The sequence below is a fragment of the Deinococcus aestuarii genome (genome assembly GCF_018863415.1).
In the GTDB taxonomy this organism is placed as follows: domain Bacteria; phylum Deinococcota; class Deinococci; order Deinococcales; family Deinococcaceae; genus Deinococcus; species Deinococcus aestuarii.
In genome coordinates this window covers 115,632-139,725 of record NZ_JAHKSN010000008.1, presented here as the reverse complement: position 1 = coordinate 139,725, position 24,094 = coordinate 115,632, and the positions used below count along the sequence as shown (strand labels likewise).

Annotated in this window: 30 protein-coding genes; 17 read left to right on the top strand and 13 right to left on the bottom strand. The window is 71.3% G+C overall.

Features of this window, described 5'->3' with window-relative positions:
* Positions 1-18: 18 nt before the first annotated feature.
* Complete coding sequence (locus tag IC605_RS12065; protein WP_216323983.1) at positions 19-651, bottom strand: lysophospholipid acyltransferase family protein; 633 nt, start codon at positions 649-651, stop codon at positions 19-21.
* Between the two features lie 25 nt (positions 652-676).
* Entirely contained in the window at positions 677-943 is a 267-nt protein-coding gene (gene xseB, locus IC605_RS12060) for an exodeoxyribonuclease VII small subunit (RefSeq protein ID WP_343216597.1), read from the bottom strand.
* A gap of 43 nt (positions 944-986) precedes the next feature.
* On the opposite strand from xseB, the gene IC605_RS12055 reads away from it, so the two are divergent.
* From IC605_RS12055 to IC605_RS12040, 5 genes are all read left to right on the top strand, one after another.
* On the top strand, positions 987-1,667 hold the full coding sequence (locus IC605_RS12055; protein WP_216323977.1) for a flavin reductase family protein: 681 nt from the start codon (positions 987-989) through the stop codon (positions 1,665-1,667).
* A 16-nt stretch (positions 1,668-1,683) separates the two neighbouring features.
* Positions 1,684-2,250: a GNAT family N-acetyltransferase gene (locus tag IC605_RS12050; protein WP_216323974.1), complete on the top strand. Its 567-nt coding sequence runs from the start codon at positions 1,684-1,686 to the stop codon at positions 2,248-2,250.
* Positions 2,223-2,363 (top strand): hypothetical protein, encoded by a 141-nt coding sequence (locus IC605_RS24645; RefSeq protein ID WP_246580736.1) that lies wholly within the window; start codon positions 2,223-2,225, stop codon positions 2,361-2,363. The genes IC605_RS12050 and IC605_RS24645 overlap by 28 nt, the downstream gene beginning before the upstream one ends.
* 172 nt (positions 2,364-2,535) lie before the next feature.
* Positions 2,536-2,775: a Uma2 family endonuclease gene (locus IC605_RS24640; RefSeq protein WP_343216596.1), complete on the top strand. Its 240-nt coding sequence runs from the start codon at positions 2,536-2,538 to the stop codon at positions 2,773-2,775.
* Between the two features lie 57 nt (positions 2,776-2,832).
* The gene (locus IC605_RS12040; RefSeq protein ID WP_216323972.1) at positions 2,833-3,717 is read left to right on the top strand and encodes a hypothetical protein; all 885 of its coding nucleotides are present in this window, start codon (positions 2,833-2,835) and stop codon (positions 3,715-3,717) included.
* A 30-nt stretch (positions 3,718-3,747) separates the two neighbouring features.
* On the opposite strand, the gene IC605_RS12035 is transcribed toward IC605_RS12040, so the two are convergent.
* The 3 genes from IC605_RS12035 to IC605_RS12025 form a co-directional block, all read right to left on the bottom strand.
* Positions 3,748-4,104: a DUF2089 domain-containing protein gene (locus tag IC605_RS12035; RefSeq protein ID WP_216323968.1), complete on the bottom strand. Its 357-nt coding sequence runs from the start codon at positions 4,102-4,104 to the stop codon at positions 3,748-3,750.
* Positions 4,105-4,188: 84 nt separating this feature from the next.
* Positions 4,189-4,833, bottom strand: coding sequence for a hypothetical protein (locus IC605_RS12030; protein ID WP_216323965.1), 645 nt, complete (start codon positions 4,831-4,833; stop codon positions 4,189-4,191).
* Positions 4,834-4,846: 13 nt separating this feature from the next.
* Positions 4,847-5,719, bottom strand: coding sequence for a DUF4097 family beta strand repeat-containing protein (locus IC605_RS12025; protein ID WP_216323962.1), 873 nt, complete (start codon positions 5,717-5,719; stop codon positions 4,847-4,849).
* Between the two features lie 200 nt (positions 5,720-5,919).
* Here IC605_RS12025 and IC605_RS12020 point away from each other — a divergent pair, with 200 nt between their 5' ends.
* The 7 genes from IC605_RS12020 to IC605_RS11990 all read left to right on the top strand — a co-directional run bounded on the left by IC605_RS12020 (position 5,920) and on the right by IC605_RS11990 (position 12,419).
* On the top strand, positions 5,920-7,308 hold the full coding sequence (locus IC605_RS12020) for a ribonuclease R family protein (protein WP_216323959.1): 1,389 nt from the start codon (positions 5,920-5,922) through the stop codon (positions 7,306-7,308).
* A 93-nt stretch (positions 7,309-7,401) separates the two neighbouring features.
* Entirely contained in the window at positions 7,402-7,662 is a 261-nt protein-coding gene (locus IC605_RS12015; protein WP_216323956.1) for a hypothetical protein, read from the top strand.
* A 53-nt stretch (positions 7,663-7,715) separates the two neighbouring features.
* Positions 7,716-8,867, top strand: a complete 1,152-nt coding sequence (locus IC605_RS12010) for an agmatine deiminase family protein (RefSeq protein WP_216323952.1) — start codon at positions 7,716-7,718, stop codon at positions 8,865-8,867.
* Positions 8,852-10,051 (top strand): GNAT family N-acetyltransferase, encoded by a 1,200-nt coding sequence (locus IC605_RS12005; RefSeq protein WP_216323949.1) that lies wholly within the window; start codon positions 8,852-8,854, stop codon positions 10,049-10,051. The genes IC605_RS12010 and IC605_RS12005 overlap by 16 nt, the downstream gene beginning before the upstream one ends.
* Positions 10,044-10,928 carry an N-carbamoylputrescine amidase gene (aguB, locus tag IC605_RS12000; RefSeq protein WP_216323946.1) on the top strand — a complete coding sequence of 295 codons (885 nt, stop codon included), beginning with the start codon at positions 10,044-10,046 and terminating at the stop codon, positions 10,926-10,928. Before IC605_RS12005 ends, aguB begins: the two co-directional genes overlap by 8 nt.
* A 70-nt stretch (positions 10,929-10,998) precedes the next feature.
* Positions 10,999-11,583 (top strand): hypothetical protein, encoded by a 585-nt coding sequence (locus IC605_RS11995; RefSeq protein ID WP_216323942.1) that lies wholly within the window; start codon positions 10,999-11,001, stop codon positions 11,581-11,583.
* A 20-nt stretch (positions 11,584-11,603) separates the two neighbouring features.
* Positions 11,604-12,419, top strand: a complete 816-nt coding sequence (locus IC605_RS11990; protein WP_216323939.1) for a class I SAM-dependent methyltransferase — start codon at positions 11,604-11,606, stop codon at positions 12,417-12,419.
* Here IC605_RS11990 and truA read toward each other — a convergent pair.
* Complete coding sequence (gene truA / locus IC605_RS11985; RefSeq protein ID WP_216323936.1) at positions 12,392-13,201, bottom strand: tRNA pseudouridine(38-40) synthase TruA; 810 nt, start codon at positions 13,199-13,201, stop codon at positions 12,392-12,394. The genes IC605_RS11990 and truA overlap by 28 nt on opposite strands.
* 112 nt (positions 13,202-13,313) lie before the next feature.
* Here truA and IC605_RS11980 point away from each other — a divergent pair, with 112 nt between their 5' ends.
* Together IC605_RS11980 and IC605_RS11975 are read left to right on the top strand one after the other, a co-directional pair.
* Positions 13,314-14,234 carry a M23 family metallopeptidase gene (locus IC605_RS11980; RefSeq protein ID WP_343216595.1) on the top strand — a complete coding sequence of 307 codons (921 nt, stop codon included), beginning with the start codon at positions 13,314-13,316 and terminating at the stop codon, positions 14,232-14,234.
* Positions 14,231-14,476, top strand: a complete 246-nt coding sequence (locus IC605_RS11975; protein WP_343216594.1) for a hypothetical protein — start codon at positions 14,231-14,233, stop codon at positions 14,474-14,476. Before IC605_RS11980 ends, IC605_RS11975 begins: the two co-directional genes overlap by 4 nt.
* A 204-nt stretch (positions 14,477-14,680) precedes the next feature.
* On the opposite strand, the gene surE is transcribed toward IC605_RS11975, so the two are convergent.
* Positions 14,681-15,466 (bottom strand): 5'/3'-nucleotidase SurE, encoded by a 786-nt coding sequence (surE, locus tag IC605_RS11970; protein ID WP_216323913.1) that lies wholly within the window; start codon positions 15,464-15,466, stop codon positions 14,681-14,683.
* Positions 15,467-15,490: 24 nt separating this feature from the next.
* Entirely contained in the window at positions 15,491-15,898 is a 408-nt protein-coding gene (locus IC605_RS11965; RefSeq protein ID WP_246580735.1) for a hypothetical protein, read from the bottom strand.
* 93 nt (positions 15,899-15,991) lie between these two features.
* Here IC605_RS11965 and IC605_RS11960 point away from each other — a divergent pair, with 93 nt between their 5' ends.
* Complete coding sequence (locus IC605_RS11960; RefSeq protein WP_216323910.1) at positions 15,992-16,648, top strand: class I SAM-dependent methyltransferase; 657 nt, start codon at positions 15,992-15,994, stop codon at positions 16,646-16,648.
* 16 nt (positions 16,649-16,664) lie between these two features.
* Here IC605_RS11960 and IC605_RS11955 read toward each other — a convergent pair whose 3' ends face one another.
* From IC605_RS11955 to IC605_RS11935, 5 genes are all read right to left on the bottom strand, one after another.
* Entirely contained in the window at positions 16,665-17,216 is a 552-nt protein-coding gene (locus tag IC605_RS11955) for an ankyrin repeat domain-containing protein (RefSeq protein WP_216323907.1), read from the bottom strand.
* A gap of 114 nt (positions 17,217-17,330) precedes the next feature.
* Positions 17,331-19,151: a glutamine--fructose-6-phosphate transaminase (isomerizing) gene (gene glmS / locus IC605_RS11950; protein WP_216323904.1), complete on the bottom strand. Its 1,821-nt coding sequence runs from the start codon at positions 19,149-19,151 to the stop codon at positions 17,331-17,333.
* Positions 19,152-19,476: 325 nt separating this feature from the next.
* Positions 19,477-20,817, bottom strand: a complete 1,341-nt coding sequence (locus tag IC605_RS11945) for a deoxyribodipyrimidine photo-lyase (RefSeq protein ID WP_246580734.1) — start codon at positions 20,815-20,817, stop codon at positions 19,477-19,479.
* A gap of 57 nt (positions 20,818-20,874) precedes the next feature.
* Positions 20,875-22,077, bottom strand: a complete 1,203-nt coding sequence (locus IC605_RS11940; protein WP_216323901.1) for a trans-sulfuration enzyme family protein — start codon at positions 22,075-22,077, stop codon at positions 20,875-20,877.
* A gap of 123 nt (positions 22,078-22,200) precedes the next feature.
* A complete protein-coding gene (locus tag IC605_RS11935) occupies positions 22,201-22,851 on the bottom strand; it encodes a trimeric intracellular cation channel family protein (protein WP_216323898.1) in 651 nt (216 codons plus the stop codon).
* Between the two features lie 375 nt (positions 22,852-23,226).
* Between IC605_RS11935 and rpmF the strand changes: the two genes are divergently transcribed.
* Complete coding sequence (gene rpmF / locus IC605_RS11930; protein ID WP_102126070.1) at positions 23,227-23,409, top strand: 50S ribosomal protein L32; 183 nt, start codon at positions 23,227-23,229, stop codon at positions 23,407-23,409.
* A 74-nt stretch (positions 23,410-23,483) separates the two neighbouring features.
* Entirely contained in the window at positions 23,484-24,044 is a 561-nt protein-coding gene (locus IC605_RS11925; RefSeq protein ID WP_216323895.1) for a pyridoxamine 5'-phosphate oxidase family protein, read from the top strand.
* The last annotated feature ends 50 nt before the right edge of the window (positions 24,045-24,094 follow it).

Sequence of the window (24,094 nt, the reverse complement as noted above, 5' to 3'; positions counted from 1 at the left end):
GCCCCGGCGAGGCCTCCCTCACCGTGAGCGGACGACCTCCCCCCCCGGCTCCGCGAGGGCGGCGATGCGCTCGCCGATCTGGGCGGTCAGGGCCTTGATGCCCCCGGTGGGATCGACGGGCTCGCCGAAGCGGACGATCCAGCGTCTTCCCACGCGGCTGAGACCCACCGGCAGGACGGGTGCCTTGCCCTTGAGCGCGAGGAGGGCCACGCCGCCCTGCAATTCTCCGCCGCCGCGGGTGCCCTCGGGAAAGATGCCGAGCGTTCCACCCGCCTGGAGAACGCGCAGGCTGGTCCGCACCGCCCCCAAGTCGTTCGCGCTGCGGTCCACCGGGAAGGACCCGCCCGCGCGGATGATGGGGCCGATCACCGGGACGAAGAGTTCCTTTTTCGCCATGAACTGCATGTAGCGGCCCGGCGGCAGGCTGGAGGCGATCAGGAAGGGGTCGAAGCCCGTGCGGTGGTTTCCGGCGACGATCAACGGCGTGCCCGGCGGCGGGACATGCTCGCGCCCGTGGACCTCGATGCTCTGCCCGCGCAGGAAGATCGGCAGCGTCGTGACGATCACCACGAGGCGGTACACGAGCGGATTGACCCTGGGGGCCCGGAGCGTCTCGGCGGGGGGCGCGGCGGAGGGGCGGGCGTTCCTCATGGGGCGAGCATACGCCCAGCGCCCGTCAGAAGGGGTCGGCGTACGGGTCATCCCCGGGGGGATCGTCCGCCTCGTCGTCCTCGTCCCCGTCCGGCTCGGTGGTGGCCCACTCCCCCGCCAGCACGGCGCGCACCGCCTCGATGCGGTCCCGGCAGGCGGCGTAGGCGGTTCTCGCCTCCTCCAGCAGCGGGAGCACCCGGTCGAGGTCGGCGTCCCCGCTCTCCAGCTCGGCGGCGATGCGGGAAAGCCGCGCGTAGGCCTCGCGGTAGGTCAGCGGCTGAGCGTCCGGCACCTCCCGAGCATAGCGTCCCTCCCGGGAGGGGCTACCCTGGGCCATGACCGTTTCCGGGGCGTCCCACCTCCACTTCGACTTCTCCGCCCTCGCCCCCGCCGAGGTCTACAAGCTCGTCGCCGGGGTGGTCGTGCCGCGTCCCGTCGCCTGGGTGGGCACGCTGGGAGGGGGCGGGCACGTCAACCTCGCCCCCTACTCCTTTTTCGGCCTGATGGGCTCGGACCCGGCGGTCGTGGCCTTCGGGCCGGGCGACCGGGCGGACGGCACGCCCAAGGACACCGCGCTCAACATCGGGCGGGGTGGGGAGTTCACGGTCAACCTCGTGAGCCTGGACCTCGCCCCCGTGATGAACGCGACCGCCATCGACTTTCCGTATGAGCTGGGCGAACCCGAGACGCTGGGCGTGGCCCTCGCCCCCGGCGTGCGCGTGCGCGTGCCGCGCGTGGCGCAGAGCCCGGCGAGCCTGGAGTGCCGCGAGGTGCGGACGGTCGTGATCGGGCGCACCCGCGTCATCCTCGGCGAGGTGCTGGGCCTCCACCTGCGCGCCGACGCCGTGCAGAACCTGGAACGTCACCACGTCGAGACCGCCGCCCTCGATCTGGTGGGACGGATGGGCGGGCGGGGCACGTACACGCGCACGCGCGACACCTTCTCCCTCGACCGCCTGACCTACGCGGCGTGGCAGGCGCGGCAGGAGGAGGCCGAGGTGCAGGCGCAGGACTGACCCCGTACCCTGGGCCATGACCCGGCCCTTCCTCGTCCGCCCCGCCGTCCCCGCCGACGCGCCGGGCCTCGCCCACGTCCATGTCACGAGCTGGCGGGAGACGTACACGGGGCTGATGCCGGAAGACTTCCTGACCCGGGCGACGGGCGAGGTGGCCCGCGAGCGGCGCGAAGGCTTCTGGGCCCGCCACCTGAGCGCCGAGACGGGCGAGATCGTCCTCGTCGCCGAGCGGGAGGGGAAGGTCGTCGCCTTCGCCTCGGGCGGCCCGGCACGCGAGCACCCCGGCTTCGACGCGGAGCTGTATACGCTCTACGCGCTGAAATCCGCACACGGGCAGGGCATCGGGCGTGCGCTCGTCTCGGCTGTGGCGCGCGAGTTGCAGGCCCGAGGGTTCCGCTCGCTGGCCCTGTGGGTGCTGGATCAAAACCCCACCCGCGCCTTCTATGCCCACCTGGGCGGACGTGAGGCGGGCGAGAGGACCGAGCCGCTTCCCGGCGGCGAACTGCGCGAGGTGCGGATGGTGTGGGACGACCTCGCGCAGCTTACGATGGAGGCATGGGCGACCCCGCCCCCCGAGCGATGAGCGTGGAGGAATTCCTGCGCACGGAGGAGAAGAGCCCCTACAGGCGCGAGTATGTGGGCGGCTTCGTGTATCCGCTGCACGGGCAGGCGGGGCGAGTCGGCCCCACGTCCTGATCAGTGGCAACATCTTCGGGACGCTGTACCTAGACGCCGTGCGCGCCGGGTGCCGCCTCTACCAGAACGACATGAAGCTGAGGGTCGAGGACAACGCCTCCTACCCCGACGTGCCGCTCGTCTGCGACCGTGACAGCGGCGATAACGACGCCGAGACCTCCCCTGCCTGCTCGTGGAAGTGCTCTCGCAAAGCACGGCCTCTCACGACCGCTTCGGGAAATACGGCGTCTACATCGCCATCCCCTCCCTCCAGACCTACCTGATCGTGGAGCAGAAGGAGCGGCGCGTGTACGCCTACGGGCGGCAGGCGGGCGGCTGGACGTTGCAGGACCTGAGCGGGAGCGGCGGCATCGAGATCGCCTGCCTGGGCCGCAGCCTCACGCTGGACGAGATCTACCTGGGCGTGCTCTGAGGCGCTCTCCGGACCGGCCAGGTTGGCAAGAGCGCCCGGCCCGGGTAGGCTTCGGACATGCGACCCGCTCCGCGGAGCAGCCTGGCTCTGGGCTCGCTCGTCCTCACCCTCGCTCTCGGTTCACCCGCCTCGGCGGGCCGGGACACGCTGACCGCCGCCGACCTCGCGGCGACCTACCGGCTCGGTGAACTGATGTCGGGGGGCACCTTCAGCGCCGCCGAAAAGGCCGCCATCCTCAAAGACGAGCAGGCGCAGTTCCGCCGCGACCCTGCCAAGGAGCGCCGTGACATCGCCGCCGACGTGGCCGCGGTGAAGCAGTTGCAGACGCTGAGCCCGGTGAGGCGGGTGGACATGCTGCACCTGTACTTCCACAACGCGTACTGGAACCACCAGAGGCGGCCCCAGGCGTTCAGCGCCGCCGTCCTGCGGCACCGCCCCGTGCTGGCCGCCGACCCCGAGACCCGGTACCTGCTGACGGCGTTCTCGCTCAGGGCTTGGTTCGGGGCGCACCGCTTCGTGGCCTCGCTGGCGGGGGTGAACCCGATCAGCGCCGCCCAGGAGCCCGCCGAGACCCGCGACCTGGTGAGGCGGTGGCGCGACCTGCCGGGGTCGGTTCAGCAGCGCATCGACTACGCGCCGACGTACGGGCTGGCGATCCAGACCCAGTGGGCCAAGACCGGGCGGGCCGAGCGGGCGCAGCTCACGGCGCTGGCGCGGCAACAGGTGAAGACGACGGCGCAGGTGGGGGACTACCTGCACCGCCTGGGGCTGACCAGCCGCAGCAAGCTGTTCCCGTCGGCGGGGGGAGCCCCCATCCAGCGGGGTTGGGCGAAGCTGGTGCAAGACGACCTGGAGTGGGCGAAGATGCTGCACGACGCGATGGAGGCCTACAGCATCGGCTACCAGGCGGACAGCTTCGTGCGTGAGATGAGCCGCTGGTAGGCCGGTCGGGCAGGAGAGGGGACCGGCCCCTCAGCGCCGCAGCTTCCTGGCCGCCTCGTCCGGGGTGATCTCGCCGCGTTCGAGCCTTTCGAGCACCTCGGACTGGGGATCGGCGGCTTCGGGCTCGTAGCCGATGGCGCGCAGCAGGGTGTCGAAGCGGGCACGGACGGTGGGGTAGCTCAGGCCCAGCACCCGCTCGACCTCCTTGAGGTTGCCGCGCACGCGGATGTACAGGCGCAGGAAGTCGAGGTTCTCGGGCGTCAGGGTGGCGAACTCGTTGAGCTCGAACACGCCGCGCACAGTGACGCCGCTCGTCGGAAAACGCAGCTCCGTGACGAGTGGCGCTTCCGTCTCGTCCGGAAAGGGCAGGGGCAGGGGGCGGGGCATGGGGTCACTCTACGCAGATGGCCGAAGGGCGAGGGCAAAAGGCCACCCGAAAAGCCTTCTGCCCTGTGCCTGGAGCCTTCCGCTTCACTTCAGGCTGAGTTTGACGCTGTTGCCCTCGCTGTCCTCGGCGTCGATCAGGTCGCCGGGCGGGGGGTCGGCCTCGATCAGGAGTTGCAGGGCCTCGACGCTCAGGCCCGCGCGTTCCAGCGCCCGGATGCCGTGGGCGGGAATCAGCCGGTGCAGGTGCGGCGCGAGGCTGACGGGCAGGTTCGCCGCGTACTCGTCCCCCTCCGAGGACTCGACCTGCACGCGCAGGACGCGGGCAGAGGTCGGGGCACCGCGCGGCGGGCGAGGAGGGCCGCCCTCGAAGGCGCGGTCCACGGACTCTCCGACTCGTTCCATGATGGTATCGATTCCTCCCGTCAGGCGGTCCACCACGCTGCGCGGCAGCGGACCCGTTCGCACCCACTCCGCCGAACCCAGCGTGCCCGGGGCCCGGGGGGGCGGGGGCGGCTGAGGCACGTCACGCACCCCGCGCAGCAGCAGCAGGTGTTCGGCAACCTGCCCGGTCTCCATCTCCTCGCGGGCGAGGAGCGAGGCGACGAGTTCGCGGTCGCCCTCCGTCAGGGCGAGCTTGGGGCTGAGGGCGGCGAGCAGCGGCGCGGCGTCGTCGAGGCTCAGGCGTCCCGCGCGCACGAGGTCGAGCAGACGTTTGACCTTTTCTCTCATCTCGCTTCCCCCCTCACGCCGTGTTGACCATGAGCTGCCCGGCGGTGACCCGGCAGGAGAGTGAGGCCGCCCCTTCACCGACCTGGCCGGTGTGCCGCGCGTTCATGAAGCCGCCGCTTTTCGTGGTGGGGAAGTTCGCCATGAAGCCCCCGACCGTGACCTCGGCCTCCACGCGGACGCTGCTGCCGGGAAGCAGAGCGAGGCTGACATTGCCCGCGTTCACCTCGACCCGGTGGTCCCCGCCCACGAGCTGCCCGGCCCAGCGCAGGTTGCCCCCGTGGACGCTGGCATTCAGGGTGCGCGCGCCCTCCAGGCTCAGTCCGCCGCCGTGGACGCTCAGGTGGGTGGGCCCACCCATCTCGGCGGCCTTGAGGTTGCCCCCGTGGACGTTCGCGCTCAGGCTCGCGGCGCGGCCCATGCGGACGTTTCCCCCGTGGACCTCGACCCGGGCCTCGCCCGCCAGGTCGGGAAGGTGCAGGTTCCCGCCGTGGACCTCGGCCCGCGTGTGCCGGGGCGCGAAGGGCAGGCTGAGAATCACCTTGACGGGCAGACCACCCGACCAGCCCCCCTGAGGCCGGTGGGCCCGCTCCACCCGCCAGCCGTGCGCCGTGGCGGTGAGGGTTACTTCCCCCTCGCGGTTCGCGCTGAGTTGCGGCCCGGGCACCGACGCGTCGTGCAGCACCGTCAGGCTGTAGCCGTTCACCCCCAGGTCGAGGTCGGGCGGCGTGTCTCCCGTGGGTATCCCCGGCGAATCGGAGGCGGCCACGTCTCCGGCCACGCGCTCGTCCCCCTCCAGCAGCCCCGCCGCTTCCTCGGGGGTGAGTTTGCCCTCGGCCACCAGACGCTCCACCTGCGCGCGGAAACTTTCGTTCGCCTGCTCATTCATGCGCCCCTCCTTTGAGAGAATAGAAACATCTGAAGCACAAAATGTCAAGTCTGGTTTTCTACTAGCTCTCACTTGGGCAGCCGGAGTCGCTATTTTTGGGCCTCATCAGGGTCAGAAGTGGCCCCAGGAATGACTCGTGTAAAGGTTGGTTTTCCACTCTCGGCGGCGGGGGAGAACGCGGGCCCGTTATCCTGCCCTCCATGACCCATTCCCTCCCCGACCTGACGCCCGCGCAACGCACCGAGGTGGAGTTGATGGCGCGCGGCAAGCAGGAGAAGTCCCGCGCGCTGCGCGAACTGGGGCAGGCCGAGACACCCGAGGCCGCCCACGCGCTGCTGTTGCGCCTGGGCCTATGGCCGGAGGCGCGGACGCCCTACGCCGACCGCCTGGGTGCCGCCCTGACCCCTGTCATGCTCGACGTGCCCGATTTTCCCGACGAGAAGCGGCTGGACCTCACCCATCTCCCGGCCTTCGCCATCGACGACGAGGGCAACCGCGACCCGGACGACGCGGTGGGGATCGAAGCGCTGGAGGGGGGCCTCACCCGGCTGTGGGTCCATGTGGCGGACGTGGCGGCCCTCGTCCCGCCGGACAGTCCCCTCGACCTGGAGGCGCGGGCGCGGGGAGCGACCCTCTACCTGCCCGACCGGACGATGGGCATGTTGCCTGACGCCCTGGTCGAGCGGGCGGGCCTGGGCCTCGCGGAGACGAGCCCGGCCTTGTCGATCAGCCTCGATCTCGACGCGGACGGGAACGCGGACGCCGTGGACGTGCAGCTCACACGGGTGCGGGTGACCCGGCTGACGTACACCGGGGCGCAGGCGCGGCTGGAGGCGGAGGAGGACCCCTTCGTCACCCTCGCCCGGCTCGCGCGGGCCAGCCGGGAGCTGCGCGAGTCGGAGGGGGCGCTGAGCATCGACCTCCCCGAGGTGCGGGTGCGGGCGGACGAGGAGGGCGCCGCCGTGACGCCCCTGCCCAGGCCCGAGATGCGCGCCGTGGTGCAGGAGTGCATGACGCTGGCGGGGTGGGGGGCGGCGATCTACGCGGACGACCACGCCATCCCCCTTCCCTTCGCCACCCAGGACGCGCCGACGCGGGACGTGCGGGGCGACACCCTCGCGGCCCACTGGGCACGGCGCAAGACGCTCGCCCGCACCCGCTTCCAGCCCGCGCCGGGGCCGCATCACGGCATGGGCCTCGACCTCTACTGCCAGGCCACAAGCCCGATGCGACGTTACCTCGACCTCGTGGTGCACCAACAACTCAGGGCGGCGCTGACGGGCGAGGAGCCCCTGAGCGGCAAGGAGGTCGCGGCCCGGGTCGCGCAGGCGAGCCTGAACGCGGACGCCACCCGGCAGGCCGAACGGCTCAGCCGCCGCCACCACACCCTGCGCTTCATCGCGGCCCAGCCGGAGCGCGAGTGGGAGGCGGTGGTCGTGGACCGACGCGGCCCGCAGGCGACCCTGCTCATTCCGGAGCTCGCCCTCGACCTGCCGCTGAGCACGCCCGCCCCGGTGGGTACGGCGCTGCGGGTGCGTCTGGGCGACGTGAATCTGCCCGCGCTGACGCTCCGGGTGCGCCCCGTCTGACCTCTGGGGAGCACGTGAGGCGGCTCCGAGGACGCGGGGAAATCGGATTCACCTTTCATTCATGTCGTCGGAGGCGTGTTTAGACTTGGGATCATGAAAGCGCTGGCGACTGACATCGTGTCCCTGAGAATGAGCCATTGCCGGGCCGAACACGCCGCGTCTGGAGCGCAGTACCACCTCGCCGTGATGCACTACCGGGTGTGCCTGGAGGCCGCCGAACGCCGCGAGGACTGCCGCGCCACCCAGTTTTTCGCCCTCAAGCTCGCCGCCTGCTACGACGAGATGGGCCTGTCCGAGAAGGCCGCCGGGTTCCGCGCGCTGGCCTGCCCCGGCGACTCCACGCTGCTGGGCTGAGCCTCGCCCCCAGGACCACCCGCGTCACCTTCCCCAGATGCGGGGGTGCGACAATGCGCGCCGTGAGCACGTCCCGCCCCCCCTCTCCCACCGCCGCGCACCTGACCCCGCAGGACCCCACCCCGCGCGAGTCGGGCTTCGCCATGCCGCCCGAGTGGGCCCCCCACGCGGCGACCTGGATGAGCTGGCCCGGTGACGACGAGCTGTGGTTCGGCCACCTGGAGGGCGTGCGCGCCGAGTTCGCGGAGCTGGTGCGCACGATTGCCCGCTTCGAGCCCGTTCACCTCCTCGTGCGCGACGAGGAGAGCGAAGGAGACGCGCGGCGGCGGCTGGGCGATGGGGTGGACGTGACCCTCCACCGCGTCCCCCTCGACGACGTGTGGATTCGGGACAACGGGCCGATCTTTGTGACGCGTGAGGACCGGGTGACGGGGGACGGGTCGGCGCAGGTCCCCTCACCCGCCGCTCAGCCGCCTGCGCTCTCCCTCATCAACTGGAAATTCAATGCCTGGGGCGGCAAGTTCCGCTGGGAGCAGGACGACGAGGTGCCCGAGTACGTCGCCGCCTTCCTCGGCATAAGGCACTGGGACCGCCCCGAGGTGCTGGAGGGCGGCGGCCTGGAGGTCAACGGCGCGCGCGTGGGCCTGACCACCCGCTCGTGCTTCCTGAGCGAGGCGCGCAACCCGGGCCTAACCGAGGAGGACTACGCGGCCCTGCTGAGCGACACCCTCGGGGTGGAGAAGCTGCTGTGGTTGGATGGCGGGTTGGAGAACGACCACACTGACGGGCACATCGACACGATCACCCGTTTCACGGACGAGCGCACCATCGTGACGAGCGTGGCGGAGGACCCCTCGGACGCCAACCACCCCGTCATGGCGAAGAACCTCGCGGACCTGCGGGCGATGACAGACGCGCGGGGGCGACCCTTCCGCATCGTGGAGTTGCCCCTCCCGGTGAACCGGCTGGAGGGGGCAGAGGGCCGTCTGCCGCCCACCTACGCGAACTTCTACGTCGGGAACGGGTTCGTGGTCGTCCCGCAGTACGGGGACCCCAACGACGAGCGGGCGCTGGAGGTGCTGCGGCCCCTCTTCCCCGGGCGGGAGGTGATCGGGCTCTCCAGCCGCAAGATCATCGAGGGCGGCGGCAGCTTCCACTGCATGACCCAGCAGCAGCCCGTGGGAGAGCCGTGGACGGGCGGGTAGTCGCGCTTAGGGACGGGTACGAGGCGCGGCCCATCAGCCTGGAGGCGTACCGTGAGGCGTGCGCCCGGCTGGAGGGACGCATTTTCGGCGGGGGCTCGCTGTATGCCTTCGACCCGCCGACCAAGGCGCCACGACCCCTTGGCGAAAGCTTCCAGTGGGGCCTCTACCACGGGGAGAACCTGATCGGCTGGCACCACGCCCACCAGCAAGGCGAGCGCGCGGTGTACATGGCAGATACCGGGATTCTGCCGGAGCACCAGGGGAAAGGGCTGTACACCCGGCTCCTGCCGCATCTCCTCGACACCTTCCGCGAGGCGGGCTATACCCTGGTGCAGAGCCACCACCGCGCCACCAACAACCGGGTGATCGTGCCCAAGCTGCGCGCCGGGTTCTTCCTCCAGGGACTGAACCTGTACGAGGGTGGAGTGAACGTGGCGCTGACGCTGAGCCTCGACGGTGGCTACCGGGAGGCCATGCACGTCCGCAGCGGCTTTCGGCAGGCGTCGGGCGAGGTGGCGCGGCGGCTGGGGCTGGGCGACGTGGCCGGGAGGGCGGCGCAGGGGGAGCCGGTCAGCGTGTCCCTTCCCGCCGGAACCGAGCCCGCCTTCGATCTCGGCGACGGCTACACCGTCCACACCGTCTCCAACGACGTTTACCGCGAGGTGTACGCGCAGTTGGAAAGCTGCGCCTACGACACGGCGACCTTCGACTGGGGCGAGACGCCGAGGCTGCCCCGGCCCGACACTCCGACCTTCGCGTGGCTGATCGCGCGCGGCGGCGAGGTCGTGGGCTGGCACTCCGCCCGGGGATGGGACGAGCGCACCCTGTACATGAGCAACACGGCCCTGCTGCCGGGGCACCGGGGACGCGGCCTGTACACCCGGCTCCTCGCGCACCTGCTCACCACCTTCCGGGACGAGGGCTACACCGTGGTCCGCAGTCATCACCACGCCACCAACAACGCCGTCCTCGTGCCCAAGCTGCGGGCGGGCTTCGTGATCGCCGGGCTGGAGGTCAACCACCACGGGGTGATGGCCGTCCTCGTCCATTCTTTCGATCCCGTCTACCGCGAGTATCTGGACGCTCGCAGCGGTCTGACCCGCCCGAAAGGTGAGGTGGCCCGCCGCCTCGGCCTGCCTTCGCATTCTCAGGAGCCGCACCCAAAGGAGAAGAGCCATGTCTGACCCCGTGACCCTCGCCGTGATCCAGATGCACATGACCGACCGGCTGGAGGACAACGTGAGCCGCGCCGAGGCGCACGTCCGGGACGCCGCGCGGCAAGGCGCCGGGGTGGTGCTGCTGCCCGAACTCTTCGAGAACCTCTACTTCTGTCAGGTGGAGCGCGAGGACTACTTCGCTCTCGCGCACCCGCTGGACGGCCACCCCTTCATCGGGCGGTTCCAGAACCTCGCCGCCGAACTCGGGGTGGTGCTGCCGCTCTCGTACTTCGAGCGGGCGGGGCAGGCGCACTACAACTCGCTGGTGTGTATCGACGCCGACGGCAGCGTGCTCGGCAACTACCGCAAGACCCACATCCCCGACGGCCCCGGCTACGAGGAGAAGTATTACTTCAACCCCGGCGACACCGGCTTCAGGGTGTGGCAGACGCGTTTCGGGCGCGTCGGCGTGGGCATCTGCTGGGACCAGTGGTACCCGGAGACCGCCCGCGTGATGATGCTCCAGGGCGCCGACTTCCTGCTCTACCCGACCGCCATCGGCTCCGAGCCCGCCGAGGTGGAGACGCCCAACACCTACCAGATGTGGCAGCGGGCGATGGTGGGCCACGCGGTCAGCAACTCGACCTACGTGGGCTCATCCAACCGCATCGGCACCGAGCGCGTCGGGGACGTGACCCAGACGTACTACGGGCACTCCTTTATCACCGACTACACGGGTGAGCTCGTGGCCGAGTTCGGCGAGGAGGAGGAAGGGGCGCTGACCCACCCCCTCGACCTCGCCGGGGCCCGCCGGTTCCGCGCCGGGATGGGCTTTTTCCGCGACCGCCGCCCGGACCTCTACGGCGCCCTGCTGACGAGCGATGGGGTGACGCGGCGGGGGTGAGGGCGTCAGGTGAAGGAGGGGACGGGAGCTTGCGGGTTCCTGCCCCCCGCCCTTTTGTTAGCCTCGGGGCATGGACGACGCCATGCCCGTGGAGTTCGCCGCCGACCGTGAGGAGACCTTTCGTGCGGCCTCGGCGGTGCTGGACGGCTTCGCGCGCCTGAACGCCGCGAAGACAGAGGCGGAGACGGCCTTCGCGGCCCTCCCCCGCTTCGTGCGCGGCTTCGCGGAGTCGGCGGTGAGCGCGGAAATCCTGCGGCAGACGGGCCAGGGCCTGCCCGCGTGGGCGGCCACCATCGAAGGGCTGACCGGCGAGGTCGCGTCGGCCCGTGGGCTTCTGGAGAGGGCGGAGAATGGGGCGGCCCTGGACCCCGCCGACCGCGAGAGGTTGCGGCGGGTCGCGGCGGAGGTCGGGGGGCAACACGCCGGGCTCGGTCGCCTGCTGCGCTGCATGGAAGACGCGCCGCCCAAGGTCGAACGGGTGCCCCGGCAGTTCATGAATGGCGAGCGGCGGCGCCTGGCGCTGGAGAATCTGCGGGCACAGACGGGGGCGCTGCGGGACGCGCTGGCGGCGATGCCGAGGCTGGAAGGCGGTCTCCGTCAGGTCGCCGAGGCCGGGGAGGCGTCACCAGGTCATCCGGCCGATACCCTCCGCTGACTCCTCGCCTACCCTGCGCTATGGACGAGATCGCGCCGTATTACGCGCAGGACCGGGAACACGACCGCCTGACGCGCGGGAGCAACCGGCTGGAGTTCGAGCGGACGCGGGAACTCCTCGCGCGCTTCCTGCCGCCCCCGCCCGCCACCGTGCTCGACGTGGGCGGGGGCACCGGACCCTACGCCCGCCCGCTGCTGGAGGAGGGGTACACCGTCCACCTGCTCGACGCGATGGCCGGGCACATCGAACGGGCTCGGGCCGATCCCGCGCTGGCCGGGCTCGCCTCCGCCACGGTCGGGGACGCGCGGGCGCTGCCCTTCCCGGACGGGAGCGCCGACGCCGTGCTCCTGTTCGGGCCGCTCTATCACCTGACGGGGGAGGGGGACCGGAGGTTGGCACTGACCGAGGCGAGGCGCTGTCTACGTCCGGGCGGGGTGGTGCTCGCGGCGGCCATCGCCCGCACGGCGAGCACGGTGGACGGGCTTCTCGCGGGGATGGACGCGGACGAACGCTTCCGGGCGATGAGAGACGCGACGCTGGAGGGTGGAGTCCATCAGCCGCCAGCCTCTGCCCCCGGCTGGTTCACCACCGCCTACTGCCACCGCCCCGAGGAACTGCGGCGGGAGGTGGAGGAGGCCGGGTTTTGGAACGTGGACCTCTACGCGGTGGAGGGGCTGGGCAACGTCGTGCCGGATTTCGACGCGCGGTGGGTAGACCCGGAACGACGCGGGCGACTGCTCGACGTGATCCGCCGAACGGAGCGGGACCCCGCCCTTTTCGGGGTCAGCGCCCATCTCCTCGCCCTGGGTCACTCCCCTTTGCCGAACCCCGCGTAACTCGCCCCCGTGAAGGTCAATCCATGTGCGGGCACGTTCGCCCCGGCGTCCGCGCGGCGGCGGCCCGCCAGGATGCCCGCGACCTCCTCCGGCCCGAGTTTGCCCTGTCCCACGAGGAGCAGGGTGCCCACCAGTCCGCGCACCATGTGGCGCAGGAAGCTCTCGCCCGCGACCTCGACCTCCCACACCCGCCCGCCGACGACGGGAGGACCGGGCCGGACGCTCAGGGCGCGCACCTCCCGCACGGTCTGGCGGTCTTCCCGGGTGGCGAAGGCGGCGAAGTCGTGGGTGCCCATTAAGGCGCAGGCGGCGCGGTTCATCGCGTCCACATCGAGGGGGCCGGGAACGTGCAGCGCCCGCCCCGCCCAGAGGGGGTGACGCTGCGGCGAGGCGAGCAGCCGGTAGGTGTAGCGCCGCTCGGTGCAGGAGAAGCGGGCGTGGAAGCCCCCGGGAGCGGGAGCGGCCTCCAGCACGGCCACGGAGGGCGGCAGGTGTGCGTTCAGGGCGCGGGCCAGCCGCCCCGGGGGGATGCGGAACCCGTCCGGCACGTCGAGGTGGGCGGGCATCGCCCCCGCGTGGACCCCGGCGTCGGTGCGTCCGGCGGCGACGGGGCGGGCCGCGCCCTCTCCTCCCACCCGCGCGCAGGCGGCGTGCAGCGTCTCCTGCACGCTGGGGGCGTTGCGTTGGGCCTGCCACCCCGCGAAGGCCGCCCCGTCCCAGGCCAGGGTCAGCCGCAGGCGCGCGAAGCCCGGCGGGGGGGAGAAGGCGGGGCGCTCGCTCATGCGGGCAGGGTAGCGCCCTGTGAGGTTTGCCACGCGGTTCCGGGGGGGAACCCCACACGCGGCGCGGGATTCTTCACATGCAGTTCATGACCCCCCCGTTATGGTGGCGATTGTGAACTTCGTTCTCATCCGGCGCTCCTCCAGCCGTGGGGCGGCCTCTCGTGCCCACGTCCGGCGGAGTCTCGCCACCCTGACCCTGCTGCTGGCGGGTCTGGCGAGCGCCGCCACGACCTACCGGGTCCGGCCCGGCGACAACCTGACCTTGATCGCGCGGCGGGCTGGCGTCAGTGTGGCCGCCCTGAAGGCCGCGAACCCCAGCCTGAGGAACGCGAACAACGTGCAGGCGGGCAAGACCCTGACCCTTCCTGGCCGCACCGGGGCGGGGAGCACCCACCGGGTCAGCAGCGGCGAGAACCTGACCGTCATCGCCCGACAGTACGGCCTGACCCTCGCGCAACTGCTGCGCGCCAACCCGGGGCTGGACGCCGGGCGGGCGCTGTGGACCGGGGCGAGCGTGCGCATCCCCGGGCGGACGGCGGCGGCGGGTGCCCCGGCCCCCCGACCCGGCAACCGCACGCCCGGCGCGACGGTGCGCACGGCGTCCATCCGCGTGACCCCGGTCGTGCCGGGCCCGGCCACCCGAAACGGGTGGCTGTGGCCGGTGGCGGGGTACAAGGCGGTCACGAGCGACTTCGGGCCGCGGGTGCTGGGCGGCGAGCGCGAGATGCACTACGGGGTGGACATCCTCGCGCCGCAGGGCACGCCCGTCCTCGCCGCGCGGGCGGGCCGGGTGATCGAGTCGCGGGCCGACTTCGAGCGCGGCTGGGGCTGGACGGTCGTGCTGGAGCACCCGGACGGCTGGATTACCCGCTACGCGCACCTGAGTTCGACCATCGCCCGCACCGGGGAGCGGGTCGCCGCCGGTCAGCCGGTCGGGCGCGTGGGCAACACCGGGCGCTCCACGGGGACCCACCTCCATTTCGGCACCTACCTGCGCTGGGACCCCAAAGACCCCCTCGCCCTCTACGAGTGAGCGCCGCGCCGCCCCTGCGCGTCCACTACGCCGAGGCCCGCGGCGAGGCGGCGCGGGCACAGATGGAGGCGTTCCTGGCCGCGCTGCCCGACTTGCCGGGCTTCGTGGGCGCCGAACTGCTCGGCAGCCCGGGACAGCCGGGCCTGTTCCTGGTGGCGAGCCGTTGGGCGGCGCAGATGCCCGCGCTGCCCCTCCCGGCGGGGGCGCGGGCGTGGGCCTTCGAGGTGCTCGACCAGAGGTGAGGGGACCACTCCCAGCCTCCCCGACCACCACCCGCAGGGTGGGGCGGAACAGTGCGGTCAGGTTCTCTAGCTCCGGAATGGGGACTGTTGTTCGCCCCACTGGAGGGGATTCGCAGAATGACCTCCAGTGGGGCAGGCGGGAGGGGCCGCCAGCGCCGTGCCGACGCGCCCGGTCTCCCGTCGGGAGCCGTTTCGAACACGACCTCACACGTCCGGCAGATACCCCCCGACCTCCTCCAGCAGGTCGCGGGCGGTGAGGTCGAGCCGGACGGGGGTCACGCTGATCAGTCCGGCCTGCACGGCGCCGTAATCGGTCTGGTCGTCGTGGGCGTCGGCGGCGCGGCTGGTGCCCGCGACCCAGTGGTACTCGCGGCCCTCGGGGTCCTGGCGGGTCACGATGGCGTCCTCCCAGCGGTGGTCGCCCACCCGGGTCACCCGCACGCCACGCGGCATCCGGCCCGGGAAATTCACGTTGAGGAGCACGCGCGGCGGAAGGCCCCGCGCCAGGACCTCCCGCGCCAGCCGCGCCGCGTAGGCGGCCCCCGCCGTGAAGGTGTACTCGCCGCCCTCGCCTCCCTGCTGGCTGAAGGCGATAGAGGGAATGCCCAGCCCCAGCCCCTCGAAGGCCGCCGCGACCGTGCCCGAGTGGGTCAGGTCGTCGCCGAGGTTGGGCCCGAGGTTGATGCCGCTCACCACGAGGTCGGGCCTGCCCAGCAGCCACGCGCCGAGCACCACGCAGTCGGCGGGCGTGCCGTCCACCCGGTAGGCGGGCAGGGCGCCGAAACCCGCTGAGGCCGTGTGTTTGAAGCGCAGCGGGCGCCGGATGGTGATGCCGTGCCCGACCGCCGACTGCTCCACGTCGGGCGCCACCACCACCACGTCGCCGAGGTCGGCGAGCGCGAGGGCCAGCGCCTTGATACCCGGCGAGAAGATGCCGTCGTCGTTGGCGACGAGAATGCGGGGCCGTTCGGGGGGGCGGGGGCCAGTCATGGAGCGCAGGCTAGCGCGGGGCCCTCAGTAGGCGAGGCCGCCGCGCCGGAACTGAAAGCCTGTCTTGATGAACACGACCATCACGGTCCGGCCCTCGGCCTTGAAGCTCAGCTCCGAGTTCTGGAAGGCGCCCGACACGCTGATGCAGGTCGCCTGAAGGTTGTAGGCGCGGCCCTTCTCGAAGCGCGGCGCCGCCTTCTTCGCGGTCCCGGCGGGGTTGACCTGACCGCCCGGCAACACCGTGACCTCGCCCGTGAGGCGGCCCCCCTCGAACACCTTGACGCGGACCCCCTGGCACGGCGAGGGGGCGTCGTTGACGGCGAGCAGGCCGTCAAGACGCGGGCTCGTGGCGCCGCCCGTGCCGAGGGCGGCGAGAGCGAGCAGGAGGGCGGCCCGTCGCTGACGGCCGAGAAGCGGCTTCGGGGAGGTCATTCACCCAACGTACCGGGCCGTCACCCTCAAATCTCTTACGGCCGTTTCCCGGCGCTGCGGTCGGCAGGCTGGGGGAGGTGCCATGCTGGGCCCATGACCGACGTGCCGCATTCCCGGGAGTGGTCCGCCCGGGTTGCCCGGGAGTTGGGGGGTGACCGCCATCCCTGGAACCACCTGCTGGACGGCCCCGACCCCGAGCAGACCTTCGACGCCCTGCTGGAGGAACGGCTGGGGCCGGGCGTGCGGGTGCTGGAGGCCGGGTGCGGTCACGGTCCGGACGCCGCTCGGTTCGGGGAAGGGGTGGCCCGCTGGGTCGCCTACGACCGCGAACCCGCCCCGCTCGACCTCGCGCGGGCGAACGCACCGGGCGCCGAGTTCCACCTCTGGGACGGACGCGGGGAGGTGCCGGGCGCCCTGGCTGGTCCCTTCGACCGGATCGTGTCCCGGCGCGGGCCAACGGGCATCATCCGCCACCTCCCCGCCGTCGCCGCGCCCGGGGCCCGGTTCCTGTACGTCGGGCCGACGCTGGACGTGCCCGGGGTGCCGGAGCGGCTGGCGGCGGTGGGCTGGGTCGTCCACGGGGAGTGGCGCGTGTCCGTGCGGGCCTGGGCCCCGACCCGCGAGGACTGGGCCACCCGCGGCGCCTGGATGGGCGAGGAGGCCCGGCGCGGCGACTGGGGGGCGCGGGCCACCGCCCGGGACCTCGCCTACCGGGAGGAGCGGTCCGTCGTGCTGGCGGGGGCGGAATGAGGCAGACCGCCTCCGGTCAGGGGTTCACCGCCGCTCCCGGTCGCCCTTCCAACTGGGCCGCCGTGTCGGGGGCGCCCATCACCCGGGCCGCGTCGAGCGCGGTCATCCCCCGGGCGTCCCGCGCGTGGAGGTCCGCGCCGCGCGCCAGGAGGAGTTCCACCACGTCCGTGCGGTTGAACATGGCGGCCAGCATCAGGGCCGTCTTGCCGTCCGGGCCCGCGCTCTCCACGTCGGCGCCGTGCGCGAGGAGGAGGTCGGCCACCGCCACGTCCCCCTTGAAGGCCGCGCCTAGCAGCGGCGTCTGCCCCTGGTCGTTGCGCAGCTCGGGGTCGGCGCCGTGCTCCAGCAGCACGCGGGCGGCGTTCTGGTGGCCGTGGTAGCTGGCGAGCATCAGCAGGCTGTCGCCCCGCTGATTGCACAGGTTGGGCGGCAGCCCGTGGTCGAGCAGGGGGGCGAGTCTCCCGGCGTCTCCCCGGCGCGCGAGGTCGAGCACGTCCTGAAGGAAGGAGAGCGTCTCGGGATCGAGCGCCGACACGGGCGAGGGGTTCTTCTCGGGATGGTCCTGCATGGGGGTCTCCTGGGAAAGGGGCCGCTGGGCGGGCTGCGGTGACCCATTGTGCCAGCGTGGGAACAAGAGAGGAGAAGGGAAGCTCCCTCCTCCTTCCCTTCCCTCCAAGATTCTTTATTCCACGGTCACGCTTTTTGCCAGGTTGCGCGGCTTGTCCACGTCCTTGCCGAGCGCCGTCGCGGTGAAGTAGCTCAGCAGTTGCAGCGCCACCACGTTGACCACCGGGCTCACCGCCTCGTGGGCGCGGGGAACGTACAGCACGTCGTCGGCGTGGCGGGCGTTTTCCGTGTCGCCGTCGCTGAGCAGCGCGATGACCTTGCCGGAGCGGGCGCGCACCTCCTGCACGTTGGAGATGGTCTTTTCCAGCAGCGGGCTCTCGGTGGCGATCACGACCACGGGGAGGTGCTCGTCGATCAAGGCGATGGGGCCGTGCTTCATCTCGCCCGCCGCGTACCCTTCCGCGTGGATGTAGCTGATCTCCTTGAGCTTCAGCGCTCCCTCCAGGGCGGTCGGCGCGTTCACCCCGCGGCCCAGGAAGAGGTAGTCGCGCGCGCCCGCGTACTTCTCGGCCACGGCCTTGATCTTCTCGACCCGCTCGGGGCTCAGGGCTTCTTCCACCAGGCGGGGCAGCTCGCGGGCGGCGCCCAGGAGTTCCTGCGCCCGCTCCTCGGTGAGCGTCCCACGCGCCCGGGCGAGCCACAGGGCGAGCATCAGCATCGCGCTGACCTGCGCCGTGTACGCCTTGGTACTCGCCACGCCGATCTCCGGCCCGGCGTGGATGTAGAGCGTGTCGTCGAGTTCACGGGTCATGGAGCTTCCCTTGGCGTTGATCACCCCGAGGGTCCTCGCCCCGCCCTTTTTCGCCTCGCGCAGGGCTTCGAGCGTGTCGATGGTCTCGCCCGACTGGCTCACCACGATGGCGAGGGTCTGCTCGCTGACCAGAGGATTGCGGTAGCGGTACTCGGAGGCCACGTCCACCTCAACCGGGATGCGGGCGAGCTGCTCGATCAGGTACTCACCGACCAGCCCCGCGTAGTAGGCCGTGCCGCAGGCGATGATCGAGATGCGTTTGAAGCTCTGGGGATCGAGCCCGATGTCGAGGTTCACCTCGCCGGTGTCGTCGTGGAGGCGGCCGATCAGGGTGTTCGTCAGGGCGGTGGGCTGCTCGTAGATCTCCTTGAGCATGTAGGTGTCGAAGCCGCCCTTCTCCGCCGCCTCGGCGTCCCACTCGATGTGGTCGATGGAGCGCTCGACCGGGTTGCCTTGCAGGTCCGTCACCCGGAAGCCGTCGTCGTGCAGCACCACCATGTCGCCGTCGTGCAGGAAGACCATGTTGCGCGTGTACGGCAGCAGGGCGGGCACGTCGGAGGCGAGGAACATCTCGCCCTCGCCGACGCCCATGACGAGCGGACTCACCGTCCGGGCCGCCACGATCTCCCGGTGGTCCACATGCGTCACGACGATGCCGTAGGCGCCGCGCACCTGCGAGAGGGCCGTTCTCACCGCCTCGTACAGGTCGCCCGTGTACGCCTCCTCGATCAGGTGGGCGAGCACCTCCGAGTCGGTTTCACTCTTGAAGGTGTGGCCCCGGCTCATCAGCCCCTCCTTGAGCCCGAGGTAGTTCTCGATGATGCCGTTGTGGATGATGACGATCCGGCCGTCCTCGGTGGCGTGGGGGTGGGCGTTCGTGTCGTTGGGGAGCCCGTGGGTGGCCCAGCGCGTGTGGCCGATGCCCAGGGTGCCGGGCAGGGGATGATGGCTGAGTTCACCGCTGAGGTTGGCGAGCTTCCCGGCCTTTTTCTTGACTTCGATCTGGCCTCCGTCCGCGACCGCCACGCCCGCGCTGTCGTAGCCCCGGTATTCGAGCTTGGCAAGGCCTGAGATCAGAACGTCCTGCGCCTGCCGGGTGCCGATATAGCCGACGATTCCGCACATACGTGCTCCTTGACCCACACCCGGAGTTAGACCGGAGCAGGCGGTGTCTGGGTTGATTGGTGTGCACTGCCCGGCCTTATCCCCACGTTGCCGCAGAGGCTTATCGCCGCGCTTCACCTTCCCGGAGGAAGGTCGGGTAGGCCCGTGCCGGGGCCTGGAGGCATCCGCAGAACCTCGCTCACCTCCACCTCGTCTTCTGTCTTCCAGGCGAAAGACAGACCTTGCGCTGCCCTGTTTTGTGTGAACCGGACACCAGCGGTTCAGGCGGCAGCATAGCACCCCGGCTTGAGTGAGGTGTGCAAGATGCTCAGGGGTGTGACTTTTCTCAGGTCCAGCGGCGCGCGTAGGCCTCCGCGTCGAACTTGCGGTTCAGGCCGCTCTCGGCGAGGTAACGCACGGTGCCGAAGATGGGGCGCCGCGCCCACGGGCGGTCGTGCAGGCCGAAGACCCAGCCCACGCTGACGTAAGAGTTGGCGTCGCGGCCGTCGAGTTCGTAGCGGTTGTTCAGCCACAGGGTCGTGTCGTAGGCCTCCTGCGGCGTGGCGGTCCACTCCAGAATCTTCTTGCCCCAGTACATCCGCATGGCGTTGTGCATCCGGCCCGTGCGGACCATCTCGGTGTGGGCGGCGTTCCAGTAGCGGTCGTGGGTCTGCGCGGCGTCGAGTTGCTCCCGGGTGTAGAGGTGGGGGCGGGGATCGGCGGCGTGCTCCTCCAGCGTCTGCCGGGTCCAGGCTGGCAGACCCTCATAGCGGTCGTAGGCGGGGTTGAACTCGCAGTAGTTGAAGCTGAGTTCGCGCCGGACGATCATCTCCTCGAAAAAGGCGTCCAGGCCGGGCCCGCCGTCCGAGTGCTCGCGCGCCGCGAGGGCCGCCGTCAGGGGCGAGAGGTGACCGTAATGAAGGTACGCGCTCAGGCGGCTGCCCCCGTCCACGTTGGGGTCGCGCCGCCCGGAGTCGTAGCGGGGCAACAGGCGGGAGACGAAGTGGTCCAGCCGCGCGAGGGCCTTCACCTCGCCGCCCCCCTCCTCGCCGGGGGGGACGCTGTTGTCCACGCCGAGGGCACGGACAGTCAGGGCGGGGTCGCCCACATCGAGGCCGGGGTCCCAGTCGGGGTGCCCCTGCACGCCGTCTTGCACGTCCACGGGCACGAGGAAGTGTTCGAGGTGGCGGTGAAGCTTGGGCCGGAGGGTCCGTGCGGCGAACTCCTGCTTGTCCGACACCGTGCGGATGGGCACCACCGCGTCGGACTCGACCTGCACGAAGGGCACGCTCAGCCGCTCGGCGAGGCTCCGGCGCCACTGGCGGCCAGGGCGCAGGTACCCCCGGTCGGTGACGACGAGACTGGCACCCTGAGCGGCTTTCAACACCTCGTCGGGCGTGTGGCCGATGCGGATGGAGAGGGGAATGCCGCGTTCGGCAAGCCCTCCCCTTAAATCGCGCAGCCCCTCCAGCAGGTATTGGAAGTGCCGGGCGTTCGCCTCCGGATAATCCGGGTTCAGACCGAAGACGGCGGCGAGGGGCTGGCCTAGCCTTCTTGCCTCCCCCGCCGCGTATTCGAGGGCGTGGTTGTCCCGCGTCCGCACGCTGGACTGCACCCACAGCAGGACGAAGCCGTCCCGCCCCGGCTCGCCCGGCCTCAGCATCTGCACCCGTTCCGGCTGGATCATGGCCGCGTTGTACCGTGACGCGTCCGGTTCAGACGGTGGGCGATGCTGCCGAACCGCTCAGCGCCCGGCGGCCACGGGCACCCGTTCTAACGCCGCCCGCACGTCCGCAATCAAATCCTCCGCGTCCTCGATGCCCACCGAGAGGCGCACCAGGCCCGGCGTGACGCCCTGGCGCGCCAGCGTCTCCTCGCCGAGGAGGTGGTGGGTGGTGCTGCCCGGGTGGCACGAGAGGCTTTCCACGTCGCCCAGGCTGACCGCCTGGGTAAAGAGCCGCAGCCCGTCGAGGAAGGCGAAGGCCGCCTCCCGCGTCCCCAGGTCGAGGCTGAGCAGGCCGCCGAACGCACGCATCTGCCGGGCGGCGACCGCGTGGCCCGGGTGGGTGGGCAGGCCGGGGTAGTGCAGGGCCCTCAGCGCAGGGTGACCCTGAAGGGCCTCCGCCAGCGCCGCCGCATTCGCGCAGTGGGCCTCCATCCGCAGCGGCAGCGTCTTGAGGCCGCGCAGCAGCAGGGCCGCCCCCTGGGGCCCCAGGACCGAGCCCACGTGCCGCAGCCCGTGGAGGCGCAGCTCGGCCACCAGCTCGGCGCGGGCGGCGACCACCCCCGCGATCACGTCGCCGTGCCCGCCGAGGTACTTGGTCGCCGAGTGCATCACGAGGTCGGCGCCGTGTTCCAGCGGGCGCGTCAGGTAGGGCGTGGCGAAGGTGTTGTCCACGACGACGAGGGCACCCGCCGCGTGCGCCACCTCGGCCGCGGCCCGCAGGTCGAGCACCTTCAGGGTGGGGTTGGTGGGCGTCTCCAGCCAGACGAGCCGGGTGCGGTCATTTACCGCCGCGCGCAACGCCTCCAGGTCCCCGGCCTCACGCACCGTCACGCCGAAGCGGCCCAGGATGTCGCGCAGCAGCCCCTCGGTGCCGCCGTAGAGGGGACCGACGAAGGCCACCTCGTCGCCGGAGGCCAGCAGGGTCAGGGCGACCGCGCTCGCCGCGCCCATGCCGCTGCCGAAGGCCACGGCGTCCTCCGCCCCTTCCAGGCTCGCCACCTTCTCCTCGAAGGCGCGCACGGTGGGGTTGGAGAGCCGCGAGTAGAAGTAACCCTGTTCCTCCCCCGCGAAGAGGCGGGCGCCGCGCTCGGCGCTGCCGTAGCCGAAGGTGGACGTGGCGTAGATGGGCACGGCGTGGGCCCCCGTCACCGGGTCGAGGCCGTGCCCCGCGTGAACGGCACGGGTGCGGAATCCGGCGAGCCGGGAGTCTTGTTTAGACATGGTGGGGACAGTGTAGGGGATGGGGGAGCGGTCAGCCGTCAGCTCTCAGCCTTCAGAAAAACCCTGAAACGTCATCCCAAGCCTCCCGCCGCTGAAGGCTGACTGCTGAGAGCTGACGGCTCCTCATCCCCCCGGCAGCCGCCGCACGGGCAGCCGTACCCACCCCCGACGCGACACCCAGCGCAGCAGCAGGACGGTGAACACCCCGCCGAGCTGGGCCTGGAAGGGCGTGAGGTGCGGGTGGAGGAGGTACACGACGAGGGCACCCCCGGCGGCGGCGGTGGCGTAGAGCTGGTCGCGGCGGTACATCACCTCGGGGACCTGGCCCACGATCAGGTCGCGGATGATGCCGCCCCCCACCCCGCTGAGCATTCCCGCGAAGACCACCCCCAGCGGCCCCAGCCCGGCGGCGATGGCGCCGAGCGCCCCTGAGGCGGCGAAGAGGCTCAGGCCCAGCGAGTCGAATACCCGCAGGGCCTTTTCGAAGCGGGCGAGCCGCTCCCCGAAGCCGAAGCTCAGGGCCGCCCCCGCGAGCGCCACCCACAGGTACGTCTCGTCGCGCAGGAAGAGGGGCAGGGTTACCCCGGTCAGGCTGTCGCGGATCGCCCCGCCCCCTACGGCGGTCACGCACCCGAGCACTAGGACGCCGAAGAGGTCGAACTGCCTGCGGACGCCGAGCAGCGCCCCCGACATGCTGAAGGCGAGCACCCCCAGCAGATCGAGGAAATACAGCCCCTGCGCCAGCGTGACCGGAGGCAGCGCGAGTTCTTGCACGCCAGCACTCTAGAACGCCTCCCGGAGGATTCCCACACCGGGACAGGTTGACGTGGGTGTGGCGCGGGCACCGACGACCTCGGACGTGTGGGACGAGACAGGCTACGGATAACGCGCGGCACGGGCAGGCTGAGCGGCAGGAGGGAGGCCCAGTCCTCACCCTTACCCCGAGGACCTCGGGCGAGCGGACGTGACCGGCCCTCACCCCGCGCGGCCTCCCGCACGGGGCCGAGCCGCTAACCCGGCCCCCTCGCCTCCTTCCGGGCAGCCGTGTTATACTCCCGGCTGTTGTCTCGCCCACGAGGGCTGAGCAGAAAAGCCCCGGCAGCGTTCCACCAGTCCCAGACGCCGAGCGGCTTCCCGAGGAGAAAGATCATGGCGAAGCACCCCGTTCCCAAAAAGAAGACGAGCAAGAGCAAGCGCGACATGCGCCGCAGCCACCACGCGCTGACCCCCCCCACCCTGGGCGAGTGCCCCCACTGCCACGCCAAGAAGCTCAGCCACCACATCTGCCCGAGCTGCGGCTACTACAACGGTCGCCAGGTGCTCGCGGTCTGAGCGCAACCCGACGGAAGAGGGGCTCCCACCTGGGGGCCTCTTTCTCTTTGGTGGGGACGCTTTACCCTGGACGGATGGCGAAGCAGTTTGACCGCATCCTGCCCGAACATGCACAGTTCATCGCCCGCCAGCACGTCTTTTTCACGGGCAGCGCGGCGCCGGAGGGGCGGGTCAACATCTCGCCCAGGGGGCTGGACACCCTGCGGGTGCTGGACGACCACACCGTCGCGTACCTCGACCTGACGGGGAGCGGCAACGAGACGGCCGCGCACCTGCGCCTTTCCCCCCGTCTCACCCTGATGTTCTGTGCGTTCGAGGGCCCGCCGCTCATCCTGCGGCTGTACGGCACGGGGCGCACGCTGGCCCTGGGGACGCCCGAGTTCGAGGCCCGCGCCCCGGCCTTCACCCTCCTGCCCGGCACACGTCAGATCACCGAACTGCGCGTGGACCTCGTGCAGACCTCCTGCGGCTTCGGCGTGCCGCTTCTCGACTTCCGGGAGGACCGCACGGCCCTGACCCGCCAGGCGGAGGCGTGGGGCGAGGACGGACTGAGGGACTACTGGGGGCGCAAGAACCTGCGCAGCATCGACGGTTTTCCCACGGGCCTGCTGGACGGTCAGGACTCGGACGCATAAGTTGACTTCCCGTGCATACCACGCTATCTTCTTTTCATCACCGCCCGAGA